We start from the raw sequence: 21,620 nt of genomic DNA, 5'->3' as shown, positions 1-21,620 counted from the left end.
AGAACAGATACCGTTTTTACTGTAAAACCGTGGCCAATATTACTTGACCACTACAAAACCCGATAACGCTGGCCACCGGACACTTTAAGAACAGAACGCTCCGCCAATAGCTGACTGAAGTAATTCAAATCACGATCAACAGGGAAATGCATATAGCTTGCGGCGGGTTCCCCAGGCGCGGGGGGCTCAATATGCAAACGCCCTCGAACGGTATCCTTGGCCGCATTCACGCCGATAATGATCGGCTTAAAACTGGCCTTAGAGCGAGATGTCGGCTTTTTCGTCGGCCAAACCGGCGAACGTTTGCCACCGCGTGCTGATTCGCCCTTGATTGCCCAAATACGACGACCAAGACGCTCTTTGGCAAACTCGTACACCTTTTGGGTATGGTGACCACCGGAATCCATGCAAGCCGCCATGATGGTGAACCCTCGCCCATCAGCCCGCCGCCAAATCTGTTTTAAATAAGCATCCAGTCGCTGCCATGGCTCATTGGTTTCCAGATCACCTTCAATAACGTCATAGGCGATAGACCAGCTTTCCTCATTTTTCCCCCAACCAGTGACTTCAATTTCAAAGCGCCCATCCTGGGTATCAATACCGGCCGTCAACACCGCAACGTGGTCAGCCACCTCGGCGCCATAAACTTCACAGCGTTCCAGTAACCGTTTTTCACTCAGCGCTTTTTCACCGCGATCTTCATACGGTTCACCCAACACCAGGTTAATGAATGTCTGACGCATCAGCGGATCATTTTTAACCCTCAACCATTCGGCAACCAGGTATTTCCATGCAGCATTGGGGAACAGGCTGTACCCCGCCCAAATGTGGAATCCGGCATGACCTTTAAACGGTTTGCTTGCCCTCCATTCACCACGCTTCACCATTGAGGCTTTTTCGTTATGGTGGATCACGCAACCATTGTGGCGGCACACATAATAAGCCGTTTCAGGAATGCCCTCTCCGTGCTCATCCTTGTCCCATTTGATGCCGTAAGGGGTATCCGGTCCGCCCCATTCCAATACCTGATGTTCACCACAATGCGGGCATGGTACGTAATATCGGCGCTGATCGCTTTCCTCATACGCCTTTTCAATGCGGCTGGTCCCTTTGACCGTCGGCGTTGAGCCCAGGGCAATCTTGCGGTTCCAGAATGTTTCTGAACGTTTGATACCCAGTGCAATCTGATCGCCCTCCACGCCAGCACCGCCGGCCGGATAACCGTCAACTTCGTCAAAAAGAATGATGCGGCAGGTGATTCGACGGAAGCCACCAGGGCTATTCGCTCCCACCAGCGTCAGGTTGGCGCCATTGGCAAACGTCTTTTTGAGGATGGTCTGATTGCTGTCTTTTGCTTTTTGGTCACCGCAGATTTCCGCCAGCACCGGGGTATCACGCAACATCGGCGCGATCTCGGTTTTACTGTAGTCCTCGGCATCTTCAACACGCGGCTGAACGATGAGGATCGGCGACGGATCATGCGCCAGGTAATAACCGACAACGTGGTCAAGGATCTTGGTATAGCCAACGCGCGCCGATTTCATTACAGAAACCTGCGTCACCGTAGGATCGGTAATGGCGTCCATCATGCCATCCTGATAAGCGAAGGAACGAAAGCGGCCTGTTTGGGCGCTGGTCTCTTTCGACAACACTGCGTATTTATTAGCCCATTCACTCAGTGAAAGCGGCTCTGGGGGGCGAACATCTGATCGACGCTGGCGCAGCGCCCCGGTGAAATTCTGCCAGGCTGCAGCGTTAGTTCTCTCCTCGGTTGTTATCTGTATCAAGGCTCAATTCCTCCATCGCCTCGTAAACCACCTCCTGCAGTGCCTGGACAAACTCCGCGTCGTTGGTGGTAGAAGCCAGCACCCGCAACCGGGGGCCATGTTCAGGAGCAATCGCAATGAGACGGGTGCGCATGCGGGCGTATTCATTACCTACCGCCTCAATCATGTCTTTGTACGGCAGCACCTGCCCGGATTTAATGTCGTACTCGAGCTGAGTAAGCAACGCGAGGAAGTTTTCTTTCATCTGGCGCGCTTCATCAAGCGTCATTGTCACGCCGTGCTCGGCGATCATCCGCTCGACGGTTTTCGTCGCTGACTCGGGAAGATCCTTATCGTTTTTGTTACCTGACTTGTTACCCGAGGATCTGTTACCTGTTTTGTTACCCTGTTTGTTACCTGCTGTTTTTTTTTCAGGACGGGTAACAGTTTTTCGGAAGCGCTCTATGTTCGCATTTGATGCTTCGACGTCAATGTCGTCTCCGGCCAGAACCAGCCAACCACGGGCCTTCCAGCTCGTTATCGTCTTTCGGCTGACGCCGTGAAGTTTGGCAAAATCTGACTGGTTCATCTGTTACCTCAGGTGTTACCTGTTACCCAAATTTCAAAAGTTGATAGCTAGACGCAGAACGCGGCGCGCAATGCCCGTGCTTTACAAAAGTGCCAGGAAGGACCCATTTTTTTCTGTGGGCGCCAGGGGAGCAATGATTACTTTGCTTTTCGCATTGCCTCGGCCATCGCCCTACTCAGCTCTGTAGGCATCAGTGCATTGGCCATCGCCTGCGCCCGATCGAAGTAACCCAGCGTAGGCTTAACGGGCAATGCATCACCGAACTGGATCAGCAGCTTCGGTGCCGGTATCTTCATCCGTGGCTGTCGTGTCCCATTCGCGGAACGCTTACGCCGCTTCTTGCCCTTCTTCCTTTTTTTGGCTTTACGTCGCTGCCATACGCCATTCGTGCCGTCTACATCGCCAACGAACACATCCGACTTTGCCTTCAACTGCGTCATTTTGTTACGCGTCAGGTTGCCGAATTTATTCAGTTTGATGCTCTTTGGGTTAAGCAGCGCCTGGCTGTTCAGCTTATGCTGTCCACCGAATTCGAATGGCTCCAGATAGCTGGCGGCGGTGTCCATCACGAATACCTTGGCCATCAGGTTACTTTTTCGGGCACCGAAAGATTTTACCGAGTTGACAGTAAACGGAGTGGGGTTCTCCAGATGTCGCTTAAACGCGGTTTTCTCCGCTGCCTCTATCTTTCTGGCAACACTGGTTAGCGCCTGCGCGGTGGCAAATGGGATTTGCTTGCGCACACCCTGGAGTTGAGCCGACAGCTCTTTTAAACCTGCCATGCTATCCCCATAAAAAAACCCGCCGAAGCGGGTCATTATCGATGTTCTGTTACTTCTTGCCGTTGGCCTCTGCCATTTGCAGATAAACAGGCGAGGAACCATTAGGTAACCTCTTGCTCACCTCTCGGTAATGCGCACACGCTCACGGAAGTATTCACGCAGATGTTCAGGTTGCTCTCGCTCCACTTGGTCAGCTATCACTGGCTGGTTCATGCGCTCTTTGTACGCAACGCTTGATGCGGCAAGGTCTACGTTCACCTTGTCCATTTCTTCCTTTGGCAGATTGCCGAGGTTGTATGACATGGGATCCTCCTATTGGGAAGGATTATACATCATCACACAACAGCCTCGGAAAGCTGCTCTGCGATAGGTAATAAAAACCGCCCGAAGGCGGCTCATGTCAATCCAATTTGTTCCTGTGTTCCTGAAGAACTTTTTGGATATACGCTTCATAGGATATAGCAGATTCACTTTTGACGGATGTCTGAAATCCACTTTGAAGATGCTTATCAGTGTAATCCTGATAGCTTATATCAAACGCATCAATTTCAATTATTACCTTTGGAGCAGCAATGCCACCAGACTGTTGATCGAAAACTTTAACAAAATAATCATTACTCTGCTTTTTGATTAACTCATATCGAACGAGGCGGTCATTTTTATTACTGGTAATGTAGTAAGCTGTAATGTCTTGATAAATCATAATGTCATCCTTTCCAATTGTTGGAGATTGGAGACTAAACATTACACCTACAGTCATTGGGAATAAAGCCGTTATCTTTCGATGGATATCCGCCATTGGTTTAGCGTGGCCACCTGGCCAGCACAGATTTGCAATGAGGTCTGAAGTGCCAGCGCGTAGCTCAGTGCATCGCCCCAGGTGTCACCCTGCAATTGTGGTTGCTCACATGGGATGAATACGGACTCAGGGGGTAGCAAGATGATTTGCTGTACCGGTGGCGGCGTTCTGCTGCAGGAGGTCAATAACAGCGGCAGGCATAGGACTATTCCCACATTTATCGTTTTTAAGTGCTTCACGTAATGCCCTCTGGTAGCGTTCACCCTGCTGGCGCAGTTGCTGATTATTCTTTTGTTGTTCTGCCATCAGCGCGCGGTTACGGGCGTCCTGTTCCTGCATGGTGGCAATCAGTCCTGACTGCTGCGCCAGCGTCTTTTTCTGCTCCTTAACCTGCTCACCAGCCTTTACCGCGTTACCGTGGAAGTGAAACGACAGCCATGCAAGCAAAATGAAGATAAGCAGCAGAATGGCGGCTATGACTGCGGCAACCCGGTTCATTTCTGGCTCCAGTTGCAGATCTCGCGCTCTATCTCACGGCGGTTCATCAAGCCATTCCAGACCTTGCCACCAGCCCTGTTCCAGCGGCGCATTTCATCGCATGCACCAGCGCTATCACCAGCATTAAGCTTTTTCAGCAGAGTGGAGGACTCGAACGCTTTAACTCCGACGTTGTAGCTGAAGCTGATCAGCGCCGCTTTCTGGTATTCACTCGCAGGCACCTTCACTGAACGCTCAACTGAACGAGAGAAAGGCACCAGATCTTTATTCAGCATCGCCTTACATTCGGCTTCGGTGTACGTTTTGCCAGGGATGATGTCGGCCCCCGTGTGCCCATAGCAAACCGTGATCATGCCAACAACATCGCGGTATGGTTTGTACTCAACTCCCTCCAGCGAAGGGATTAATACCGCGGCGATCGCCATGGCGCCACCAGCAATAGCAGCACTGAGTTTTTTCTTTAAAGACGCAGTTATCGACATGCTTAGTCCTCCGCCGGCGGTGGTGTGACATATCCGGCCTTGAGGGCTTTCTCATAGGCTTTCGTTTGGCGGCTCTTGAAGTAAAAGTTCATCACGGCAGTGATCGCACCGATCACAAAGCCGCCCACTACCGCAACCTGATTCCAGTCGAGGTCATGTAGCCATTGCAAAATGCTGCCTCCACACACCAGAGTTGCAGAGGTGCAGTAAGAAATGAATGTGGTGATTTTCTCCGGCATGATTTTCATACCTCCCCCTTCCGGGGCTCTGTCCCGGTACCGGGTAATGAGCGAAAAAATCCCGACGTAAGCCGGGATTGATTTATTTTGGTTATGCCGGTTGCGCAACCGGAATATGTTGAGTAATTACTTGGTCGGCGTAACTTTCGAGCAAGTAAAATGGATACTTGAATTCCCAGGAGTCTCCTGCTGCTGATACCGTCGGAGCACCTACACCAGAAAAACAACGCCCTTCGACAGAGATGGCCAGCGAGTATGCAGGTACGGTGTTCAGTACCTCATCGAATTCAGTACCTGGTTCCATTGGAACAGACATACGACCAAGGTATTTGTTCAGCAGGACAGCATTTTCAAACTGCCCAGCAACTTCAACTTTAGTAAGAGCCTTAGCTTGCTCTGGGGTCAAAATAATGTCGTTGTTTTCGCTAATAATCAGATTTGCCATGTGAGGCTCCTTGTAATTGATACTGTATCCATATACAGCACATGAACATTATCAATTAAGAGGCTAAGCATCACATGGTGACCGTTGTCTCAAAGGTCGCACAACGCAGGGTAATCACTATAAAAATGGGGTTCAGCCACCAGCCGTAAACGAGTAGGCGATACGATGTGTGCCAGGTATGTGTCAGATATTGGCTGGGGCTGAAATGCAAGAAGCCCCGGACATACCGAGGCTTTAGAACAAACAAAATTTGTTGGTGTTAACTTCAGGTTAATCCTGACCAATCATCACAGTAATGCTTGGCAGCACATATCCGCCGTTAGAGCTTTCACCTACCGCTTGAATTGATACGGACTGGTTAGGTTCAATGTACGTATTCCATGAGTTACAACCTGTTGCTGGCATGGAAACACCATTAAGGGAAAGTGCACCTTCTGCTTTCGCCTCAGTGACCCAAGAACCTTTGAATACCAACATATGCTTCGCTTTTGATTTACCACCAGGTGCGATAGCCATCAGAAGCGGCACACAGATGCGGCGACGGTATGGAGCTGGAGGAATGTTGAAAGTGAAACCGTTGTCTAAGTAATGAATTTCTGCAGCTTGCATGATCATATCTCCTTGTAAATTATTTGAATATCGCATCGTCATATCGGGCGACAACCAAACCTTACAATGAGAAGGGAGATCATTAACAACGGTCAGGGAAGTTCTATCCCCTACACAACATAGCCATACAGCAGAAGCAATGCAGCAGGTGTATGTCGGATGTTGGCTGGGGCTGAAATGCAAAAAGGCTACACCGGAGTGCAGCCCTATAGTTACCGTATCAGTAATCAGCCTTTCGATGATGAATGCCGCTAAATGGCATTACTGGCCAGATTACAGGTTGGTACATTTGCCTGTGACATCACTAAGCCAAGATTTGCCCCGATCCTTGACCTTGCAGTTATGCGCGTCTCTTTTGCTTAAAACTTTTCCAGAACAGTTCTTAGCGCTGTAGCACTTGCCGGACGCCGCCGACGCGGTTAGAGGAAGTAAGAGGCATGAAGATAGAACAACTAAAATCGACAAATTTTTCATAGCATGTGTCCTTATGCGTGAATTCATAAATTGGTCTTTTCGTTGCGCGCACAACAACTTTAAAATAGCCTCCTCACGCATCCTGTCACGCTTTTATGCCACTTCGTATACTGAATGTTTAGGTAAAATTCCGAACAAACTAGACATTTTGGAATTTTCATCCATTGGCTCGTTGTCGAAAATCACTGTATCCCTGCTACTTATGGCCCCTTTCCTACGAAGTCACTCAGAGACAGGATCTGTTTGCTTTGTGGTTGACTGTTTTGGCAAGGAGGCTAAAAACGACAAAACCCCGCCGAAGCGAGGTTTCTGATTGGGTAAGCTACGTGACTGCGTAACCACTCTTATCACAATAGACAGTAAAATTCGTAACGAAAAGCAGAATTTTACGCGACTGCCGAAATTACTGATTTGTGTGCCCAGGCATCCATTTCCAATGTCGCACCAGTCATGGCTAGGCATCCTTCGATAAAGCTTTCAGCCATCATCAGCTTCTGCCTGACACTACCCTCCGAGATTTTCCACCTACGCGCTATCGCCGACTTTGATACTCCGTGACGGTAATGCAGCATAATCACACCCAGTTCCTTCTCGTCCCGCACCTTCTTCAGTCGCCCAACAGCGCCATCAATGATCAGTCCATCATTATCGCAACAGGATAGTTTGTTCTTGCTTGTGTCTGCCAACAGGCCCTTAAAACCGGCAGCAATTGGTGAGTAGTCCACACCACTGTTGTCCTTTGCCCACTGACCCCAACGCTCTAGAACTAGCTGTATGTCTCTCATAATTACTCCACACAATTAATAAACTTACAATGGCCGCATACCATTATTCGAATTTATTATTTCCGTTCACTTCTATCTTTCACATTGTCATTATCCTTGTTAGGATTTAACTGAACAGATTCAATTTTAAATAACTTATCTATAACTATGTGAGGTGTAACCATCGCAAAAACCAATGAGAAAGCAATCACGAGAAAATGTTCAAAGAAACCTTTTGAAGTGAAAAAATCAACCCCAGACTTTAAGGAAACCATGAAGATATATAAAAAACTAACCAAACAAATCCATAGGACAAACACAATAGAAATAGATAAGGATAACGTCATTTCTTTAGAAAAAACACTAATAGATACTGATATAAATGAGAAAAAAGAAGCAAATAGTGCAATCATTCCTAAAACAGAATTTTTTGAATCACTAATTTCTTTTTTAAACCCCTTTACCTCCTCATCAAAATTCGACTTCGTCTTTCCAGTTGATATTTTCACGTTATTTAATTCTGAAATGGCATCATTATACTTTACAACTGTTTCATCAAGTTGTTTTTGTAACCTGTTACTTTGATTTTTTGAATCAACTACCCAACTCCTTACCTCTTCAATAGTTTTATATAAGTCTGCTTGCTTATTTTGTAAAATACCAACCTGTTTCAACAGTAAGTCATTAGTGTTCTGTTTTTCATCATGTTCGGTAGATGCTTGAATACCGACATTATCCTTCAGATTTATTACTCCATCCGTTTTTACAGAGTGGATGTTCACAGGAAAAAAACCAGGCTGATATAGTGTACTTACATGAATACTGCCTAGACCTGATCCCATAGGCTTAATAAATTGACTTTTAACTTCAAGGTCACCTTTGACTTTACTTATTCCAGATGAGTTTTTTTTATCTTCATTTTTATCATCATTCATAATAACTACTCCAACTCAAGTACATCTTTAATTGATCTTTCAGAGAAATTATCTGCTCCAACTTCCATAAATTTATCGTATGACAACCTTGAGTAATTTGCATCAGAAGGAAAGTTATTGACCTCTCTGTATACATGTATAAACTTCTCAGTCACCCCTCCATCAATATTTCTGAAAGCATCCGAGATGTTTGTAATCCTAATTAATGCCCATCCTTTCTCATACTCTACGCCATCAGTCATACTCACTGAGTAGTTGCACGCCAAACGACTATCAAAAAAAGCGTTATTCTGATTCAATAAGTGTTTCCTCATGTACTCCACCGGCTTATCCATTTTTATTACGACAGATGTTGAAACACTCCTCTTAAAAGGCTCCGCTCCTAACTCCTTTAACACATTTATAATTTCACCACCTAATATCTTGAACTTATCAAATGAGAAATCAAAATTTGTACAGTCCACCTTAAAATCAACCCTTCGAAGAGACATGGATATAGAGTAATATCCGAACTCGTCATTTAGTTGTATACGAGGTAACTCTGGCGGCAAACCATCGTTTCCACCACCAAATGAAAAATTACTTATCAATATAATATTATATTTTTTAAAGCACTCTTTAAGATTATATGAAAAACCATCAAAGCCGAAATCCTTTGAAAATTCATGCTCTAATGATTGTTGAAAAGAAATGTTTTGCATATTACACCTTTTAATAAAGAATCGTCTTCTAGATATGTATTATATTATTTTATCGCACCAATAGACAAGGATATGTCTATAAACCTAAACCACAAATCGATCTGACTGCCGTGCTCTTCTTCCCACCGTGACATGTCACGATGCAAATCATCGTGATGTTTCCGGCAAAGCGGAATGGTAAAAAAATCGTGTGCCTTGGTGGCCATGCCACCCTGACCATGACCGATGATGTGATGGGGGTCATCTGATGGGTTGCCACAGCAAGCGCACGGCTGAGACTTAACCCAACGAGTAAACTTTTCACTCGTCCATCGCTCGCGCTTTGGGATCTTGAATAATGCCTTTGGCGGCTCCGGATCGATTACCAACACCTTTGCAGCCTTCTTGGCTATCTCCGCTATCTGCTGGGTAGGTGACAAACTAGGGGTAATATCTGCCTCTCTTCGGTGCCCGGTTGGGATGGTGCGCGGTTTAATGCGTAACGAGGCGGCAGCGACATCATCCGGGATCAGATCAATGACCTCATTCACCCAGGCCCACCAGCAGAGTTCCGGTAAAGTCAGTTGGTGGCTCTCATCAAACATGAAGTGAATTCTGGCCCGGTACACCACGAAGTCAGCAATATTTTGATCTGCTATGGCTGATAGCTCATCCATGGTCTTATCCCGGTACAAGTTCGCATGGTGCCAGCACAGGCGAATAGCACCGGCGCCATAACGCATGGTATCCATGTTCTTGTCGTGATAATCGTCCTCGGCGCACTTCCACTGGCATTCGTTACGGCGACCTAGCCAACTCTCCAGGCTGTTGATGCCACCAGCGGCAGCAAGAACACGCTCATGCTGAAAGAACGGGCGGAAACGCGGATCACTGGCTAACTGCTGCTTAACTGCCGGCAGCGCACCAGAGGGCATATTGCGAAACTCTGTAGGAACCGTGGCCACCAGCACCCGATCACCAAACATAGGCAGTAGTTCAGCATCAGGCTTAAAGATTACTTGTCCCAGCTCGCGAACAATGAACCCTTTTATCAGCCCACGCATGGCACCACCTCGCTGATCTGTAGTTCAACCTTGCCGCCCTTGATGACTGGCCCCCACTTAGCATCGATATGCTTAATCTGGCTGTCATCGAGCCACACGCCAGCCTGTGTCATGGCGTCAAATAGCGCCTTGAAGAAGTTATCCAGGTCACGACGGGCTTTAGTTGGTGGGTAGAACACCACCACTACAGATATATCCGCGCTAATTGGCTTTGGTCGGCGGCGCAGTTGTTCCATCGCTTGAGCGATAGCCTCGGTCTGAAATGCCCTACCGCGTTCACTGACCAAAGTACGACCACGGGATGATCCTTTGTTCGGCGAACGCCAGTAGCCGTTAACGCTTGGGGGGAATGGCAACGTTAATTTCATGCTGGCTGCTCCTCTACGGCTACCAGTCGGTAGAAATAAACCAGTTTGCCCGAGTCCGGATCCTTCAGCGTGCGCTTTTCCTTCACCAGCCCATGCAGTTTGGGGTCAACTTCACGCAGCCGGGCACTAATCGCCGCCTGGGTGTCAGCTACGAAAAACATCATGAATACGGTTCGTTCAAGGTCGCGGAGAGTCATCCACTTGGCGCCGGCCGCTGCCTGAATTACTCGGCCCATTTGATTTTCAGGGTTGTCCTTCAGCATGCCTGCGAGGATTAACCGACGGATGCCGCTGTTAACGCGTTCGCTTTCGAATACGTCTACCGGGATCGTTAATTTTTTCATAATGCCAACCTCGCTAAGTCGTTCTCGCTTGCCTTGGTGACCGCTTGAGCCCAAATGCCTACGAATGCCCGACGTGCGTCGTAATCACTCATGCGGCCTAATGACCCAGCCATTTCTTTAGCTAGACGTTCCACCTCGTTTTGTGGCTTACGAAGCTGTGAGATCAGGCGGGTGTAAGCCTCGTCTCGCGCAGCGTTGTCAAACTTCTGAACTTTTGGCAGGTCATTAGCCCGCTCCTCTTTCACGCTCAGGTAACACGTCTCGGTGATCAGGTAGTCGAAGTCCTTTTTGCGCCAGGTCTTGCCTGTGTTGGTATCTGCTCGGTCTTCCAGCATCCAACGGCATTTTTTAGCGATGTAGCGGAGGTAAGCGCCCCATTTCTCTTCGGTCAGGTCGTATTCTTTCCAGAGCTTGCGCAGCACCTTGCGGCGGCTATCAGTGATTTTGATAACCTTGGGCAATTCCGGCAGCGTGGTGTGGAATGTTTCGAGAACAACCTGATAATCGATTTTCAACGAATCGGCGGGTTGCGGGTCGGCTGGCGTAGCCGGTTGACCAACAGGTTTTATTACTGATGGATCTTGTTTTGAATTTACTGACGGATCCCCCCCAGATTCTGGCGGGTGAGAACTGCCTTTTTTCGTGTTTTCTGAACGGTCGGATTCTGAACGTTCAGATCCTGACATGTCAGATTTTGAATGGTCAGATTCTGACGTGTCAGAAACTGGACGGTGAGACTCGACGCTTAACGCCGCTGCTTTCAGCTTAGGCACGTTCAGGGTATAAATATTGCTGTCGTTGCGCTGGCCCCTACGGCGTTCCTTGCGTGTCAGCCATCCATCACTTTCTAATTCGCCGATCGCAGTCGTGACCGTACTCCGGCCAGCACCGATCTCACGGGCAATCTTTTCGATACCCGGGTAGCAGATCCCATCATCATTCGAGAAGTCAGCCAGACGAAGCATTACAAGCAGCTTGGTACCCTTCACACCGTGCGCAGCGCAGCCGTCCCATACATAGCTGGAGACTTTTACGCTCATGCAATAACCCTCGGCGCCGGTAGTGCCAAATACTTAAAGCGATCCACAACTTCCTGCAATGCGCTGTGGGTGACAGGCAACCAGCCGCCCGGTATTCTCATCACATAACGCAACGGCACTGGCGGTTTAGCGCAGCTTGCAGCTACACAACGAAATTGCCCACGCAAACGAGATTCTGTTAATCTGTTCATGCGTTAATTACTCCACACGTTTAATTGATGCACTCGACGCCCGGGACCGCATATCCTGGGCGTCACCCTCTCCAAACATCATCACCGTCACGGCGTATATCTCCGCCACCAGCGATTGAACCCGGTAACCCTTAGCTTTCAGCTTTCTGCTCTCGTCGTTGTCCAGCACCCCATCAGCTGTAAATTCGTTATGTGCTTTTGCAAACAGGCCGAGTGCTGACATCAGCTCGTTGAACTTGATCAACAACTCTTCGTTATCCGCCTGCTCGATTTCCGGAAGCTTCACGAATACGCCACCAGCGTGTTTACACATCGCCTCGGTGATATCGCTACGGCCTGAGATTGATTCCATTTCTACAGCCATGCCCAACGGCACTACCTGCCCTGATACTTGGCGGACGCGGTTACGCAGTGCGTTTTCAGTACCGGCAACCGGATCCAACTCCTTCGCCATTGCGCTGTACTTGCCTGGGAACTGAGTGATCAGCTTGTGTATTGCTTCACTAATGTCGTCTTGGGTAGGAAAGTCTTTGTTGTCCACAAGGCTTCTCCGCTTCTGTGGTTTTGGTTAAGCCGCTGGGGCGGTAGACTTTATATAAAGAGAGAGATCAACTTTCAGTTCACCACCAGTAAGAACTTGGATCTCGAATGCTCGACCTTTGGGAATAATTTTCCCCCAGCCCGATACAGAGGCATGTGACAGTCCTAATGCCTTGGCTGTTTTGCCTACCCCATCGAAGTACGAAATAACATCATCTTTTTTCATGGCTGACTCTTTGGTAAGGAAATAGAACACTTTGACAGTAGGATATCTTACATTTCAAGGTAAAGGAATCCTACATTGGTAAATGGTAGGATTACCTACATGGAAATGAATGACCGAATTCGATCAAGACGCAAAGAGTTAAAACTAACTCAAGACACCTTAGCCAAACGCGTAGGGGTCAATCGTGTCACCGTCACTGGCTGGGAGTCGGGCGACTACAAACCTGGTGGTGAGAACCTGCAGGCACTAGCTGCTGCCTTAAGCTGCAATCCACACTGGCTTCTTGAAGGTGGCGACATTGACGAAAACATTACATTTGTAGGCAAGGTTCGACCAGGGCTCGTTCCTGTAGTTGGTGATGCCGTTCTAGGAGTTGATGGCATGATCGACATGGTAGAGTACCGTGGTGGTTGGCTAAAAATTTACAGCGATGACCCGAATGCATATGGGCTCCGAGTTAGGGGTGACAGCATGTGGCCACGTATTCAGTCAGGTGAATTTGTTCTGATTGAGCCTGCAACAACAATCCACCCTGGTGATGAGGTATTCGTCCGAACCAGCGACGGCCACAACATGATCAAAGTTCTCAACTACACCCGCGAGGGTGAGTACCAGTTCACCAGCATTAACCAGGATCACCGCCCTATCACGATAGGTCGAGGTGAGGTTCAGAAAGTCGAGTATGTTGCTGGCATCCTGAAAGCCTCACGCCATGTAGATAACGACGCAGTAACTGATTCTTTGCTTTAACCGAAAGGCCTATACAGTGGGATTTTAATCAATTACGGCTTTGCCGAAGAAGTTCACACCGCTTAAGGGGATAGATCTTCCAGGAAGCAGCTGAATATGGTTTAAGTGTATCGTGACTACCACACGATATTTTGGTGATTCATTCAAATTTTACTGTATATAAAAACAGGGTTATCATGGTGCACAGGATAGGCATTGATGGATAATGACGATATGAAGTTCAGAATAGTTTACGATGGACCAGCTTTAGATACGCATGAGATGGACGTGCGCGATCTTGCCCCTGCACTTTTAGCGCTATCTGATGCTTTAGAGGAAGCTGGTAAAACTATCTATGGAAAAGAAAAACGCATATCCGTCAAAGTGAATGCGTCCTTCAAGGCTGGCTCCTTTGGAGTCGATCTAATCGCACAATCCTCGTCATTATCCAGCCAAATCATAGGCGCTTTCTCTGGAAATAGTGCTTCTGCAGCTTGCAATATAATCAGTCTGGTAGGATTTGGATATTTAGCATCAAAGCATTCTATCAAAGGCCTTATCCAACTGATCAAATGGCTGGGGCCAAAAAAGATCAAACGAATAGAGCCAACATTTGATGGTTGCTCAAAGATATATATTGATGATGAATTCGAAATTTTTGAATCACAAGTAATTGATTTATATAAAAATAAAAAATTAAGAAGGTCTCTTGAAAATGTCATCACAAAACCTTTAGAAAGGGATGGAATTGATAGCTTCGCCGTAACTACAGATAACGGTAAAACGTTCGTTGAGGTTAGTAAGTTAGAAGCTTCATATTTCAAAGTAGATAGCACTGAGGAATTAATCATTTCTGAGTCTATAACTGAGAGGGCTCTCCATCCTTTGGATATCTCGTTCCGAGAGGGGCATAAGTGGCATTTTTCAGATGGTTCCAGCCCGTTTCATGCTGAAGTAAGTGACGAAAAATTTCTAAAGGCCATAGATGATCAGTCTGTTACTTTTGCCAAAGGAGACCTCTTGCTCGTTGATTTAAAGGTAACTCAGCACTTAACAGACAAAGGCGTAAAAACATCCTACGAAATAGTGAATGTTAAGAAGATAATAAACCCTCAGAGACAAATAGGCCTTCCATTCGAATAATCAAAACATTCGGCCACTGAGCCGGATTTTTTTGTGCCATCTCCCTCCCTGTCTCCGTTACCACCCCATTAATGGTACCAACCACTCACTCAACCTTAAATGTAAGGTTTCCTACCAAAAACATTGACTTGAAATGTAAGATAACCTACATTAAGTGTATCAGTAGCGAACAGGCAGGACGCCCACGAAGTAGCTGCCCGATGCACACGAAGATCGGGATGATTCGCTAAGCAGTGACACTCATTAAGGGGTTTAGGGATGGGTAAATCGAACGATAGCGCAGCTTCCATCCAGTTCTGGAAGGTGATTGAAGCAAAAGCAAAACTGGGAATCAGCTCGATCGAGCATGCAAAGCATACCGGAAATGATGTGGTTGCATTGCATGCCGAAGGGCTTGCAGATCTTCAGAACCATATCGGTTTGGCTGGGGATGAAATGACGGCACGAAAAACTTCAGATGCCGCCAAAGTTAACATTTATCCAGGCAGGCACTTATCTCTTGGCAAGTAGGCCAATCAGATGCAAGCGCAGATATCCGGCAAAAATTTATGCTGTGTGTAGTTTTGGCGGCTGTTCGCTGGGTTGGTGTCAGCCGCACTTTTTTCGCTCTTTAATAATCTGCGTAAATCCGCCTTAGTTAAGTCTGGATTCAAGCTTTATGCATATCAGCAGGTTCTATTACTTTATTAATAGCAAAATGAGTGAACAAACTTGACAAAGCAATATAAGCCAACATCCAAGCTCCAGCTTTGCAAATATAGGTAAACACCTCGAATTGCGTTTTCCCAGGGGCATCGTTGGAAACAATCATGATGTCATAGGCGTATGAGCAAAACACTCCACAGAAACCGAGTAGGATGATATTAATAAACTTGGCAGCAAAATCCTTATACTTGAAGGTAGATACCCTTCCGTACCCCCAATTTTTATGGCTTTTTAAAAATAGATGCACGGCACCTGAAAGTAAGATCAGCGTGAACACTCCGTACATGCCCGGATTATCCCAGTTGGCGGCTCCATTAATAATGTTATAAATAAGCACACCCGACACACCCAGAGCAATGTTCTTAAAATGATCAATAGTAACGCCATAATAATATTCGTTACCTTCGTATGGGATTTGTTTTAGCTTAGCCACGAGAACTCCTTACTTTTAAAATGCCAATAAGTTTCTTTCGTACAAACTTTTAACATTAAAACATATGATGTGACGTTCTGCAGTATTTTAAAAACTGCATAGCAATGCGGTGCGTCACCTGATGTGTGAGTAATTGACCGAGGACCTACGCTATGCGGGTGTAGGTCCTCTTATCTAAGTCGTATTTTCTATATTTGAAAACTTGCCAAACTCTGGCAGGGCTTCGCCTTGCCGAAAATCAGTGTGGAGTAATTAACATGATCAATACCATTACGATAGATACCGAAACAATGGATACCAAGCCAAGTGCTGTGATTCTATCCATTGGGGCATTTGCATTCGATATCTCTGACGTTCGTCAGACACAACAAAGCATTATCCAAGTAGCCCGTGATGCAGAGCTGGCTGATTACTCAAATACGGCCTTCTACTGCCTGGTAGATACTTTCGGTCAGTTAATGCAGGGCCGCAATGTAAGCGTCAAGACCCAAGCTTGGTGGCGTGAACAATCTGAAGATGCACATGAAGCTCTTGCGGGAGACAGAGAGTCAATTGGCCAAAGCCTCGCCCTGCTCTCTCATTGGATAAAAGCCCATCCAGATGCCCGGATATTCTTCCGTGGCACTGACTTCGATGGTTCTATCCTGGAGCATGCCTATAGAACTAACGGGATCGAATGCCCTTGGCATTGGGGTGGCAAACGTGACGTACGCACTTATATCGACGCAATGACAAAGGGAAACCGTGGCTATCTACCTAAAACCCACCAGCCCTGCTTTGCGGTTGTTAAGCATAACTCGCTCCATGATGCGATGAATGATGCCGAGCAAATGGCCATTGCCTATCAACAAAATAGCTTCCAAATGGATGCCGAACTGAGGAAGTTGTAGTGGCTTCTGCGTATTACAACGAAATTGATCCATACGCCGCTCTGTGGCTCCGTAATTTGATAGCTGCTGGTCATATCGCGCCAGGGGATGTTGATGAGCGTTCAATCGAGGATGTTAAACCCGATGACTTACGAAACTACACTCAATGCCATTTCTTCGCCGGAATCGGAGTCTGGTCATATGCCTTGCGCAACGCCGGATGGCCTGACGATAAACCAGTCTGGACAGGTTCTTGTCCGTGCCAGCCTTTCAGCGCGGCAGGCAAAGGCAGCGGGTTTGATGACGAGCGGCACCTATGGCCACATTTCCATTGGCTCATCAGCGAGTGCCGCCCTGAGCACGTCTTTGGCGAGCAAGTTGCAAGCGGCAACGCAAATGCTTGGTTCGACCTTGTACAAGCTGACTTGGAAACAATGGGTTACGCCTTCGGGATTGTCCCGTTCCCGTCTGCGGGCGTCGGCTCTCCGCACATCCGTGACCGCGCATACTGGGTGGCCAACACCCACCACGAGGGACTGGAAGGACGGAAAAGAATGTCTGAATGTTCCACTGAACTCATTGCTGGGACGAGTGGCGTGGTTGACAACATGGCCAGACCCGAAGGAATTAGATGGGGAAAAGGCAGCAAGGCCTACCTCCGGAGCAGGAACCCAAGCCAGACTAATGGTTTCTGGCGAGATGCTGACTGGCTCTTCTGCAGGGATGGAAAGTGGCGGCCAGTTAGACCCGGCTCATTCCCGTTGGTTAATGGGGCTACCGCAAGAGTGGGACGACTGCGCGCCTACGGCAATGCTATCAATGCGGAAGCTGCGCAAACCTTCATAAATGCATATATGGAGATCATCCATGGCGAAGACTAATGCAGAGCGTAAAGCAGCCCAACGCGAGCGCCAGCGACTGGCGGGTATTGTCCCTGTCGAAATCAAGCTAGATCAGCAAGAGGCTGAGATGTTACGAGAGAATTGTGCAGCTCGCCGGCCACAACGCGAGCCATACGACCTAGATGAATACATCACCATGCTGATCAGGAAGGATAACGCCGAATTAAAAAAGCAGCTGGCGGCACGGAATAAACGGTGCTGCGGTAAGTGCAAAGACAAACTACCAGGTGACCCAGCAGGTTGTTATTTCCTTGGTGATTCTGAGTGCTGGCAAACCTACGGGTGGCATGAAACCAAATTAACAGTGTGTGACATGTCACGGTTGAATTAATGCCCGTATGCGGCGGGTGATGTGTGGAGGTACTTGATGCTACAGATGTTGACGCTTGAAGAATGGGCTGCGGAGCGATACCGCAGCAAACCACCCTCTCTAAATACCTTGCGGCGTTGTGCTAAAGAGGGCCACTTCGCCCCGCCCGCACGTAAGGAAGGCAAGTTATGGCGTGTGCGAGAAGATGCTGAGCTAGTTGGCCCACTCACTACTCCGGTCATTAAGCACAATGACAATCCGAAGCTCCAAAGGATACTGAAAGATGGCAGCCAGACCGCGTAAGAACAATGTTGATATTCCTAACCTGTATCCGCTATTTAGCCGTAAGGCGAATAAGGTCTACTGGCGATACCGGCATCCAGTTACAGGGAAGTACCATGCTCTTGGTGACAATGAGCAGGAAGCTCGTGAGATTGCGATCGAAGCCAATAGCCGACTAGCGGAGCAGCGTAGCCGGCAAATCCTGGCACTTAGCGATCGTGTGGCACAAATTAAGGGTAAAGATATAACTGTCAGTACCTGGCTCGATCGGTATTGGAAAATACAGGAGGAGCGACTGAGCACAGGTGATATCAAGCCCAACACATTTAAACAAAAACGTAAACCTGTGGACCTTCTACGCCAAAAATTTGCAATGAAATCCTTGCCCGAGGTGGATGCCAGAGATATAGCTTCGTTGTTGGATGAGTACACCGACGCCGGACAGCCACGTATGGGCCAGGTTGTTCGCTCAGTGCTGATTGATGTATTCAAAGAGGCTCAGCACGTGGGTGAGGTTCCTCCGGGCTACAATCCCGCGCTAGCAACAAAGCAACCGCGCAGGAAGATTACCAGGCAGCGTTTGAATCTAGATGAATGGCAGAAGATTTTCGACATTGCTGATAAACAGCACCGATACATGGGCAACTCGATGTTATTGGCCGTCGTTACAGGACAGCGCTTAGGTGACATTTCATCAATGAAATTCAGCGATATCTGGGATGATCACTTACATGTTATACAGGAGAAAACTGGTGCAAAGTTGGCATTACCTCTTAATCTTCGTTGCGATGCATTAAAAATATCCTTACGGGAGGTAATTTCACGCTGCCGAGATTATGCTGTTAGTCAGTATCTTGTACATTACTTCCGCTCGACATCAATGGCCCAACGTGGTGCAAAAGTTCCCGGAAATACACTGACAACCAATTTTAGCAAAGCCAGAGATAAAACTGATATTGATTGGGGGGATGGCACACCTGCAACGTTTCATGAACAGCGTTCGCTCGCCGAAAGGCTGTATAAGTCTCAGGGCATAAACACGCAGATACTTCTGGGACACAAAACACAATCTCAGACGGATCGCTATCATGATGATAGGGGGAAGGACTGGATGAAAGTGAGTTGCTAGCCTGAAGAGATACCCTCACTAATTTGTTTACACTAGCTATTTTATATTCAACTTAATCTGAAATCATTTAGGCTCGATCTGACCGTCATCTTAGTGCCAGAAGCGGATCCAGGTCTTATGAATAACAAACGCGGCATAACGGTATTTGATGCGCAATACAGATCTCAAAAGCATATAGTAATTTGCTTTTCGGTATATACGCCAGCTGTTAACTGAAACAGAAAAGCGCATATCTGCTTTACCTAAACGCATGCGCTTTCTGTGCAGGCATCAACCATAAATTATGCTGAACATCATTTCGGCATCATTGAATTAGTGTGTACCGGAGGCTCAGCCGTGCCAGCGTGACTGCCGTATAATGTTGCAGAAGTTAAAAGGTGTGAAATCGGGTTCCTTATCCTTAATAACATCAGCCTTTACGTTACCAAATGTCGTTTGCGGCTTGTGTTTTATACCGTCATAGAATGCCTGAATAATATCCTCTTTAAATGCTGACGTACGGGGATACTGCCGCGTAACAGCTTTAATATCTTCTTCTGAGAATTTTTCATAATCGATTCCCAGCACATCCATTTCCACTCCTGCAGTGACCAGTGCTATCTCTGGTGCCATGAACTCAGGTATTCCTGGTGTGGTATGCAGTGCGATGGCTGTCCACACCTTATCAATATCAGCAGGAGCGATACCATGCCCTTCTAGAAAGGTACGTGCCGCATTTGCGCCGTCTACTTCAAAACGTTTGTCACAGCTGCAATACTCATGGGTGAGTCCAATGTCATGAAACATACAGCCAATATACAGCAGTTCACTGTCTACTTTCAGCCCCCTTTCCTGTCCGGCTAGGGCCGCCCAGTAATAAACCCGGCTTGAATGATTAAACAGCAGCTCTGTTTCGTTGTCCCTGATAAATTCAGTGGCTTCTCTGGCCATACGGCTGTCCGGAACGCTGATACCTTTAATTGCAGAACTCATGAATAACTCCTTAGATGGCTATGGCGTGCTTCTAGATTAGAGTTTATCATCCATGTCTTCTACCGCACTTTAACGACTAGTAGGGACATCTGGATGTTTTCAGACGCCGGGAGGAGAAAATGAGTCATACCATAGCCATACTGGCGGTGCCGGGTGCGCAGTTGCTTGATGTAGGCGGGCCTATAGATGTTTTTGCTGAGGCTAACAGAATTTTAGGACGTCAATTTTACCGTTTATATGTCGTTTCCGTCAGCGGCCCTGTTGTGCAGGCCTCGTCCGGCGTCAGGCTTGAGGCGGATTTTTCGCTCGCGGATATCTCAGAACTTGCACCTGAAACGTTTCTCATTGCGGGTGCCCCAGGTATGACTGGTTATACGCCAGAGAACAATGTCCTAGCGGGTATTACCGCTTTATGCGAAAAAAGTGAGCGGTTTGGATCTGTGTGTACTGGCGCGCTGCTGCTGGCTCTTACTGGAAAACTCAACGGTAAGCAGGTCACCACTCACTGGAATTGTGCGGAACTTCTTTCTATCAGGCATCCTGAAATAGTGGTGGAAAGCGATGCTCTGTTTATCGCCGATGGTAGGGTGCGTACTGCCGCCGGCGTTACATCCGGCCTCGATCTGGCACTGAGGCTGGTAGAAGAAGATCTGGGTCGTGAAGTTGCGGCCGAGGTTGCTGATCAGTTAGTCATGTTCTTTCGCCGGCCAGTTAATCAGTCTCACTTTATCAGACGCAGCCAACTATCCCTGAATGGCCGCTCGGCGCTCCAGGATCTTCAGCGTTGGGCAATTCAGAATATTAAAGAGATTGGCTCTGTTTCCATGCTAGCGCAACACATCAAGCTTAGTGAGAGGCATCTTACGCGCATTTTTCGCCAGGAGATCGGTTTGACTCCGGCTCAGTGGCTGGAACGCGAGCGCGTTTCTAAAGCGCGGTTGCTGATTGAAAAAGAGAAGCTGCCCGCGAAAAAAATAGCCGCAGAATGCGGTTTCTCAGGTCCGGATGTTATGCGGCGTGTTTTCAGCCGACTTACAGGTATTACGCCTGCCGCCTACCGAAAGATGGTAAGCCGATAATAGTGACAGCACAATGGCGATAAAACACAGAAGTCATACGTCCGCTTCTCGCTTAAAACTGCCCCTCAAACTAGACTTATGTAGTTAGTGGTTTTGTTTAAAGCAAACAAGTAATTTGCGAACGGAACTACCCCATTCCTATGGTTTGGACTGAACTCACTCTTTAGATTTATAAACTCAAAATGCCAAAATGGCCGAGTTTTGATAACTTATTTTGATAATGTTTTGATAA

Annotated in this window: 29 protein-coding genes and 1 pseudogene; 9 read left to right on the top strand and 21 right to left on the bottom strand. The window is 47.5% G+C overall.

The window, feature by feature from the left end:
• Positions 1-50: 50 nt before the first annotated feature.
• From NR114_RS04150 to NR114_RS04060, 19 genes and pseudogenes are all read right to left on the bottom strand, one after another.
• A complete protein-coding gene (locus NR114_RS04150; protein WP_374535205.1) occupies positions 51-1,784 on the bottom strand; it encodes a phage terminase large subunit family protein in 1,734 nt (577 codons plus the stop codon).
• Positions 1,756-2,355 carry an RNA polymerase subunit sigma-70 gene (locus NR114_RS04145; protein ID WP_256814029.1) on the bottom strand — a complete coding sequence of 200 codons (600 nt, stop codon included), beginning with the start codon at positions 2,353-2,355 and terminating at the stop codon, positions 1,756-1,758. The genes NR114_RS04150 and NR114_RS04145 overlap by 29 nt, the downstream gene beginning before the upstream one ends.
• 137 nt (positions 2,356-2,492) lie before the next feature.
• Entirely contained in the window at positions 2,493-3,137 is a 645-nt protein-coding gene (locus NR114_RS04140) for a hypothetical protein (RefSeq protein WP_256814028.1), read from the bottom strand.
• Between the two features lie 49 nt (positions 3,138-3,186).
• A pseudogene (locus tag NR114_RS04135) lies at positions 3,187-3,440 on the bottom strand (DNA polymerase III subunit theta).
• Positions 3,441-3,537: 97 nt separating this feature from the next.
• Positions 3,538-3,840 carry a hypothetical protein gene (locus NR114_RS04130; protein WP_256814027.1) on the bottom strand — a complete coding sequence of 101 codons (303 nt, stop codon included), beginning with the start codon at positions 3,838-3,840 and terminating at the stop codon, positions 3,538-3,540.
• A gap of 222 nt (positions 3,841-4,062) precedes the next feature.
• Positions 4,063-4,434: a hypothetical protein gene (locus NR114_RS04125; protein WP_256814026.1), complete on the bottom strand. Its 372-nt coding sequence runs from the start codon at positions 4,432-4,434 to the stop codon at positions 4,063-4,065.
• Positions 4,431-4,910, bottom strand: a complete 480-nt coding sequence (locus NR114_RS04120; RefSeq protein ID WP_256814042.1) for a lysozyme — start codon at positions 4,908-4,910, stop codon at positions 4,431-4,433. Before NR114_RS04120 ends, NR114_RS04125 begins: the two co-directional genes overlap by 4 nt.
• Before the next feature lie 8 nt (positions 4,911-4,918).
• Complete coding sequence (locus NR114_RS04115; RefSeq protein WP_037419444.1) at positions 4,919-5,164, bottom strand: phage holin; 246 nt, start codon at positions 5,162-5,164, stop codon at positions 4,919-4,921.
• 82 nt (positions 5,165-5,246) lie between these two features.
• Complete coding sequence (locus NR114_RS04110) at positions 5,247-5,600, bottom strand: hypothetical protein (protein WP_256814025.1); 354 nt, start codon at positions 5,598-5,600, stop codon at positions 5,247-5,249.
• A gap of 270 nt (positions 5,601-5,870) precedes the next feature.
• Entirely contained in the window at positions 5,871-6,209 is a 339-nt protein-coding gene (locus tag NR114_RS04105) for a hypothetical protein (protein WP_256814024.1), read from the bottom strand.
• A gap of 860 nt (positions 6,210-7,069) precedes the next feature.
• A complete protein-coding gene (locus NR114_RS04100; RefSeq protein ID WP_256814023.1) occupies positions 7,070-7,468 on the bottom strand; it encodes an antiterminator Q family protein in 399 nt (132 codons plus the stop codon).
• A gap of 56 nt (positions 7,469-7,524) precedes the next feature.
• Positions 7,525-8,382 carry a hypothetical protein gene (locus tag NR114_RS04095; RefSeq protein WP_256814022.1) on the bottom strand — a complete coding sequence of 286 codons (858 nt, stop codon included), beginning with the start codon at positions 8,380-8,382 and terminating at the stop codon, positions 7,525-7,527.
• A 5-nt stretch (positions 8,383-8,387) separates the two neighbouring features.
• Positions 8,388-9,083: a hypothetical protein gene (locus NR114_RS04090; RefSeq protein WP_256814020.1), complete on the bottom strand. Its 696-nt coding sequence runs from the start codon at positions 9,081-9,083 to the stop codon at positions 8,388-8,390.
• Positions 9,084-9,127: 44 nt separating this feature from the next.
• Positions 9,128-10,126 carry a DUF968 domain-containing protein gene (locus tag NR114_RS04085; RefSeq protein WP_256814019.1) on the bottom strand — a complete coding sequence of 333 codons (999 nt, stop codon included), beginning with the start codon at positions 10,124-10,126 and terminating at the stop codon, positions 9,128-9,130.
• On the bottom strand, positions 10,114-10,494 hold the full coding sequence (locus tag NR114_RS04080) for a RusA family crossover junction endodeoxyribonuclease (protein WP_256814018.1): 381 nt from the start codon (positions 10,492-10,494) through the stop codon (positions 10,114-10,116). Before NR114_RS04080 ends, NR114_RS04085 begins: the two co-directional genes overlap by 13 nt.
• The gene (locus NR114_RS04075) at positions 10,491-10,838 is read right to left on the bottom strand and encodes a hypothetical protein (RefSeq protein WP_256814017.1); all 348 of its coding nucleotides are present in this window, start codon (positions 10,836-10,838) and stop codon (positions 10,491-10,493) included. Before NR114_RS04075 ends, NR114_RS04080 begins: the two co-directional genes overlap by 4 nt.
• The gene (locus NR114_RS04070) at positions 10,835-11,878 is read right to left on the bottom strand and encodes a helix-turn-helix domain-containing protein (protein WP_256814016.1); all 1,044 of its coding nucleotides are present in this window, start codon (positions 11,876-11,878) and stop codon (positions 10,835-10,837) included. The genes NR114_RS04075 and NR114_RS04070 overlap by 4 nt, the downstream gene beginning before the upstream one ends.
• A 198-nt stretch (positions 11,879-12,076) precedes the next feature.
• Positions 12,077-12,610 (bottom strand): YmfL family putative regulatory protein, encoded by a 534-nt coding sequence (locus NR114_RS04065; RefSeq protein WP_256814015.1) that lies wholly within the window; start codon positions 12,608-12,610, stop codon positions 12,077-12,079.
• A gap of 27 nt (positions 12,611-12,637) precedes the next feature.
• Positions 12,638-12,835 carry a Cro/CI family transcriptional regulator gene (locus NR114_RS04060; RefSeq protein ID WP_256814014.1) on the bottom strand — a complete coding sequence of 66 codons (198 nt, stop codon included), beginning with the start codon at positions 12,833-12,835 and terminating at the stop codon, positions 12,638-12,640.
• 99 nt (positions 12,836-12,934) lie between these two features.
• Here NR114_RS04060 and NR114_RS04055 point away from each other — a divergent pair, with 99 nt between their 5' ends.
• From NR114_RS04055 to NR114_RS04045, 3 genes are all read left to right on the top strand, one after another.
• On the top strand, positions 12,935-13,585 hold the full coding sequence (locus NR114_RS04055; protein ID WP_256814013.1) for a S24 family peptidase: 651 nt from the start codon (positions 12,935-12,937) through the stop codon (positions 13,583-13,585).
• A 198-nt stretch (positions 13,586-13,783) separates the two neighbouring features.
• A complete protein-coding gene (locus NR114_RS04050; protein WP_256814012.1) occupies positions 13,784-14,707 on the top strand; it encodes a hypothetical protein in 924 nt (307 codons plus the stop codon).
• 258 nt (positions 14,708-14,965) lie between these two features.
• On the top strand, positions 14,966-15,217 hold the full coding sequence (locus NR114_RS04045) for a hypothetical protein (protein ID WP_256814011.1): 252 nt from the start codon (positions 14,966-14,968) through the stop codon (positions 15,215-15,217).
• 139 nt (positions 15,218-15,356) lie between these two features.
• Here NR114_RS04045 and NR114_RS04040 read toward each other — a convergent pair whose 3' ends face one another.
• A complete protein-coding gene (locus NR114_RS04040; protein ID WP_256814010.1) occupies positions 15,357-15,845 on the bottom strand; it encodes a hypothetical protein in 489 nt (162 codons plus the stop codon).
• Positions 15,846-16,102: 257 nt separating this feature from the next.
• On the opposite strand from NR114_RS04040, the gene NR114_RS04035 reads away from it, so the two are divergent.
• From NR114_RS04035 to NR114_RS04015, 5 genes are read left to right on the top strand one after another with little or no spacing between them, the layout of a single operon-like run.
• Positions 16,103-16,735, top strand: a complete 633-nt coding sequence (locus tag NR114_RS04035) for a 3'-5' exonuclease (protein WP_256814009.1) — start codon at positions 16,103-16,105, stop codon at positions 16,733-16,735.
• Complete coding sequence (locus tag NR114_RS04030; protein ID WP_256814008.1) at positions 16,735-17,595, top strand: DNA cytosine methyltransferase; 861 nt, start codon at positions 16,735-16,737, stop codon at positions 17,593-17,595. The genes NR114_RS04035 and NR114_RS04030 overlap by 1 nt, the downstream gene beginning before the upstream one ends.
• On the top strand, positions 17,582-17,947 hold the full coding sequence (locus NR114_RS04025) for a hypothetical protein (protein ID WP_060659625.1): 366 nt from the start codon (positions 17,582-17,584) through the stop codon (positions 17,945-17,947). Before NR114_RS04030 ends, NR114_RS04025 begins: the two co-directional genes overlap by 14 nt.
• A gap of 36 nt (positions 17,948-17,983) precedes the next feature.
• Positions 17,984-18,229, top strand: a complete 246-nt coding sequence (locus tag NR114_RS04020; RefSeq protein ID WP_197820613.1) for an excisionase — start codon at positions 17,984-17,986, stop codon at positions 18,227-18,229.
• Entirely contained in the window at positions 18,210-19,337 is a 1,128-nt protein-coding gene (locus tag NR114_RS04015; RefSeq protein ID WP_256814005.1) for a phage integrase Arm DNA-binding domain-containing protein, read from the top strand. The genes NR114_RS04020 and NR114_RS04015 overlap by 20 nt, the downstream gene beginning before the upstream one ends.
• Before the next feature lie 330 nt (positions 19,338-19,667).
• On the opposite strand, the gene NR114_RS04010 is transcribed toward NR114_RS04015, so the two are convergent.
• Positions 19,668-20,309, bottom strand: a complete 642-nt coding sequence (locus tag NR114_RS04010; RefSeq protein WP_256814004.1) for an HD domain-containing protein — start codon at positions 20,307-20,309, stop codon at positions 19,668-19,670.
• A gap of 119 nt (positions 20,310-20,428) precedes the next feature.
• On the opposite strand from NR114_RS04010, the gene NR114_RS04005 reads away from it, so the two are divergent.
• On the top strand, positions 20,429-21,388 hold the full coding sequence (locus NR114_RS04005) for a GlxA family transcriptional regulator (protein ID WP_256814003.1): 960 nt from the start codon (positions 20,429-20,431) through the stop codon (positions 21,386-21,388).
• The last annotated feature ends 232 nt before the right edge of the window (positions 21,389-21,620 follow it).

It is taken from the genome of Serratia sp. Ser99 (assembly GCF_024519545.1).
Taxonomy (GTDB): domain Bacteria; phylum Pseudomonadota; class Gammaproteobacteria; order Enterobacterales; family Enterobacteriaceae; genus Serratia; species Serratia liquefaciens.
Note: the sequence above shows the minus strand (reverse complement) of the source record. Positions and strands in the feature narration are given on the sequence as shown.

Bases quoted from the DNA above. Each gene is read 5' to 3' on its own strand.
- NR114_RS04015 (WP_256814005.1), top strand. From the start codon at position 18,210: ATGGCAGCCAGACCGCGTAAGAACAATGTTGATATTCCTAACCTGTAT.
- NR114_RS04050 (WP_256814012.1), top strand. From the start codon at position 13,784: ATGGATAATGACGATATGAAGTTCAGAATAGTTTACGATGGACCAGCT.
- NR114_RS04145 (WP_256814029.1), bottom strand. From the start codon at position 2,355: ATGAACCAGTCAGATTTTGCCAAACTTCACGGCGTCAGCCGAAAGACG.
- NR114_RS04035 (WP_256814009.1), top strand. From the start codon at position 16,103: ATGATCAATACCATTACGATAGATACCGAAACAATGGATACCAAGCCA.
- NR114_RS04130 (WP_256814027.1), bottom strand. From the start codon at position 3,840: ATGATTTATCAAGACATTACAGCTTACTACATTACCAGTAATAAAAAT.
- NR114_RS04010 (WP_256814004.1), bottom strand. From the start codon at position 20,309: ATGAGTTCTGCAATTAAAGGTATCAGCGTTCCGGACAGCCGTATGGCC.
- NR114_RS04045 (WP_256814011.1), top strand. From the start codon at position 14,966: ATGGGTAAATCGAACGATAGCGCAGCTTCCATCCAGTTCTGGAAGGTG.
- NR114_RS04090 (WP_256814020.1), bottom strand. From the start codon at position 9,083: ATGCAAAACATTTCTTTTCAACAATCATTAGAGCATGAATTTTCAAAG.
- NR114_RS04020 (WP_197820613.1), top strand. From the start codon at position 17,984: ATGCTACAGATGTTGACGCTTGAAGAATGGGCTGCGGAGCGATACCGC.
- NR114_RS04005 (WP_256814003.1), top strand. From the start codon at position 20,429: ATGAGTCATACCATAGCCATACTGGCGGTGCCGGGTGCGCAGTTGCTT.
- NR114_RS04125 (WP_256814026.1), bottom strand. From the start codon at position 4,434: ATGAACCGGGTTGCCGCAGTCATAGCCGCCATTCTGCTGCTTATCTTC.
- NR114_RS04095 (WP_256814022.1), bottom strand. From the start codon at position 8,382: ATGAATGATGATAAAAATGAAGATAAAAAAAACTCATCTGGAATAAGT.
- NR114_RS04055 (WP_256814013.1), top strand. From the start codon at position 12,935: ATGGAAATGAATGACCGAATTCGATCAAGACGCAAAGAGTTAAAACTA.
- NR114_RS04100 (WP_256814023.1), bottom strand. From the start codon at position 7,468: ATGAGAGACATACAGCTAGTTCTAGAGCGTTGGGGTCAGTGGGCAAAG.
- NR114_RS04075 (WP_256814017.1), bottom strand. From the start codon at position 10,838: ATGAAAAAATTAACGATCCCGGTAGACGTATTCGAAAGCGAACGCGTT.
- NR114_RS04140 (WP_256814028.1), bottom strand. From the start codon at position 3,137: ATGGCAGGTTTAAAAGAGCTGTCGGCTCAACTCCAGGGTGTGCGCAAG.
- NR114_RS04105 (WP_256814024.1), bottom strand. From the start codon at position 6,209: ATGCAAGCTGCAGAAATTCATTACTTAGACAACGGTTTCACTTTCAAC.
- NR114_RS04060 (WP_256814014.1), bottom strand. From the start codon at position 12,835: ATGAAAAAAGATGATGTTATTTCGTACTTCGATGGGGTAGGCAAAACA.
- NR114_RS04080 (WP_256814018.1), bottom strand. From the start codon at position 10,494: ATGAAATTAACGTTGCCATTCCCCCCAAGCGTTAACGGCTACTGGCGT.
- NR114_RS04110 (WP_256814025.1), bottom strand. From the start codon at position 5,600: ATGGCAAATCTGATTATTAGCGAAAACAACGACATTATTTTGACCCCA.
- NR114_RS04025 (WP_060659625.1), top strand. From the start codon at position 17,582: ATGGCGAAGACTAATGCAGAGCGTAAAGCAGCCCAACGCGAGCGCCAG.
- NR114_RS04115 (WP_037419444.1), bottom strand. From the start codon at position 5,164: ATGAAAATCATGCCGGAGAAAATCACCACATTCATTTCTTACTGCACC.
- NR114_RS04070 (WP_256814016.1), bottom strand. From the start codon at position 11,878: ATGAGCGTAAAAGTCTCCAGCTATGTATGGGACGGCTGCGCTGCGCAC.
- NR114_RS04085 (WP_256814019.1), bottom strand. From the start codon at position 10,126: ATGCGTGGGCTGATAAAAGGGTTCATTGTTCGCGAGCTGGGACAAGTA.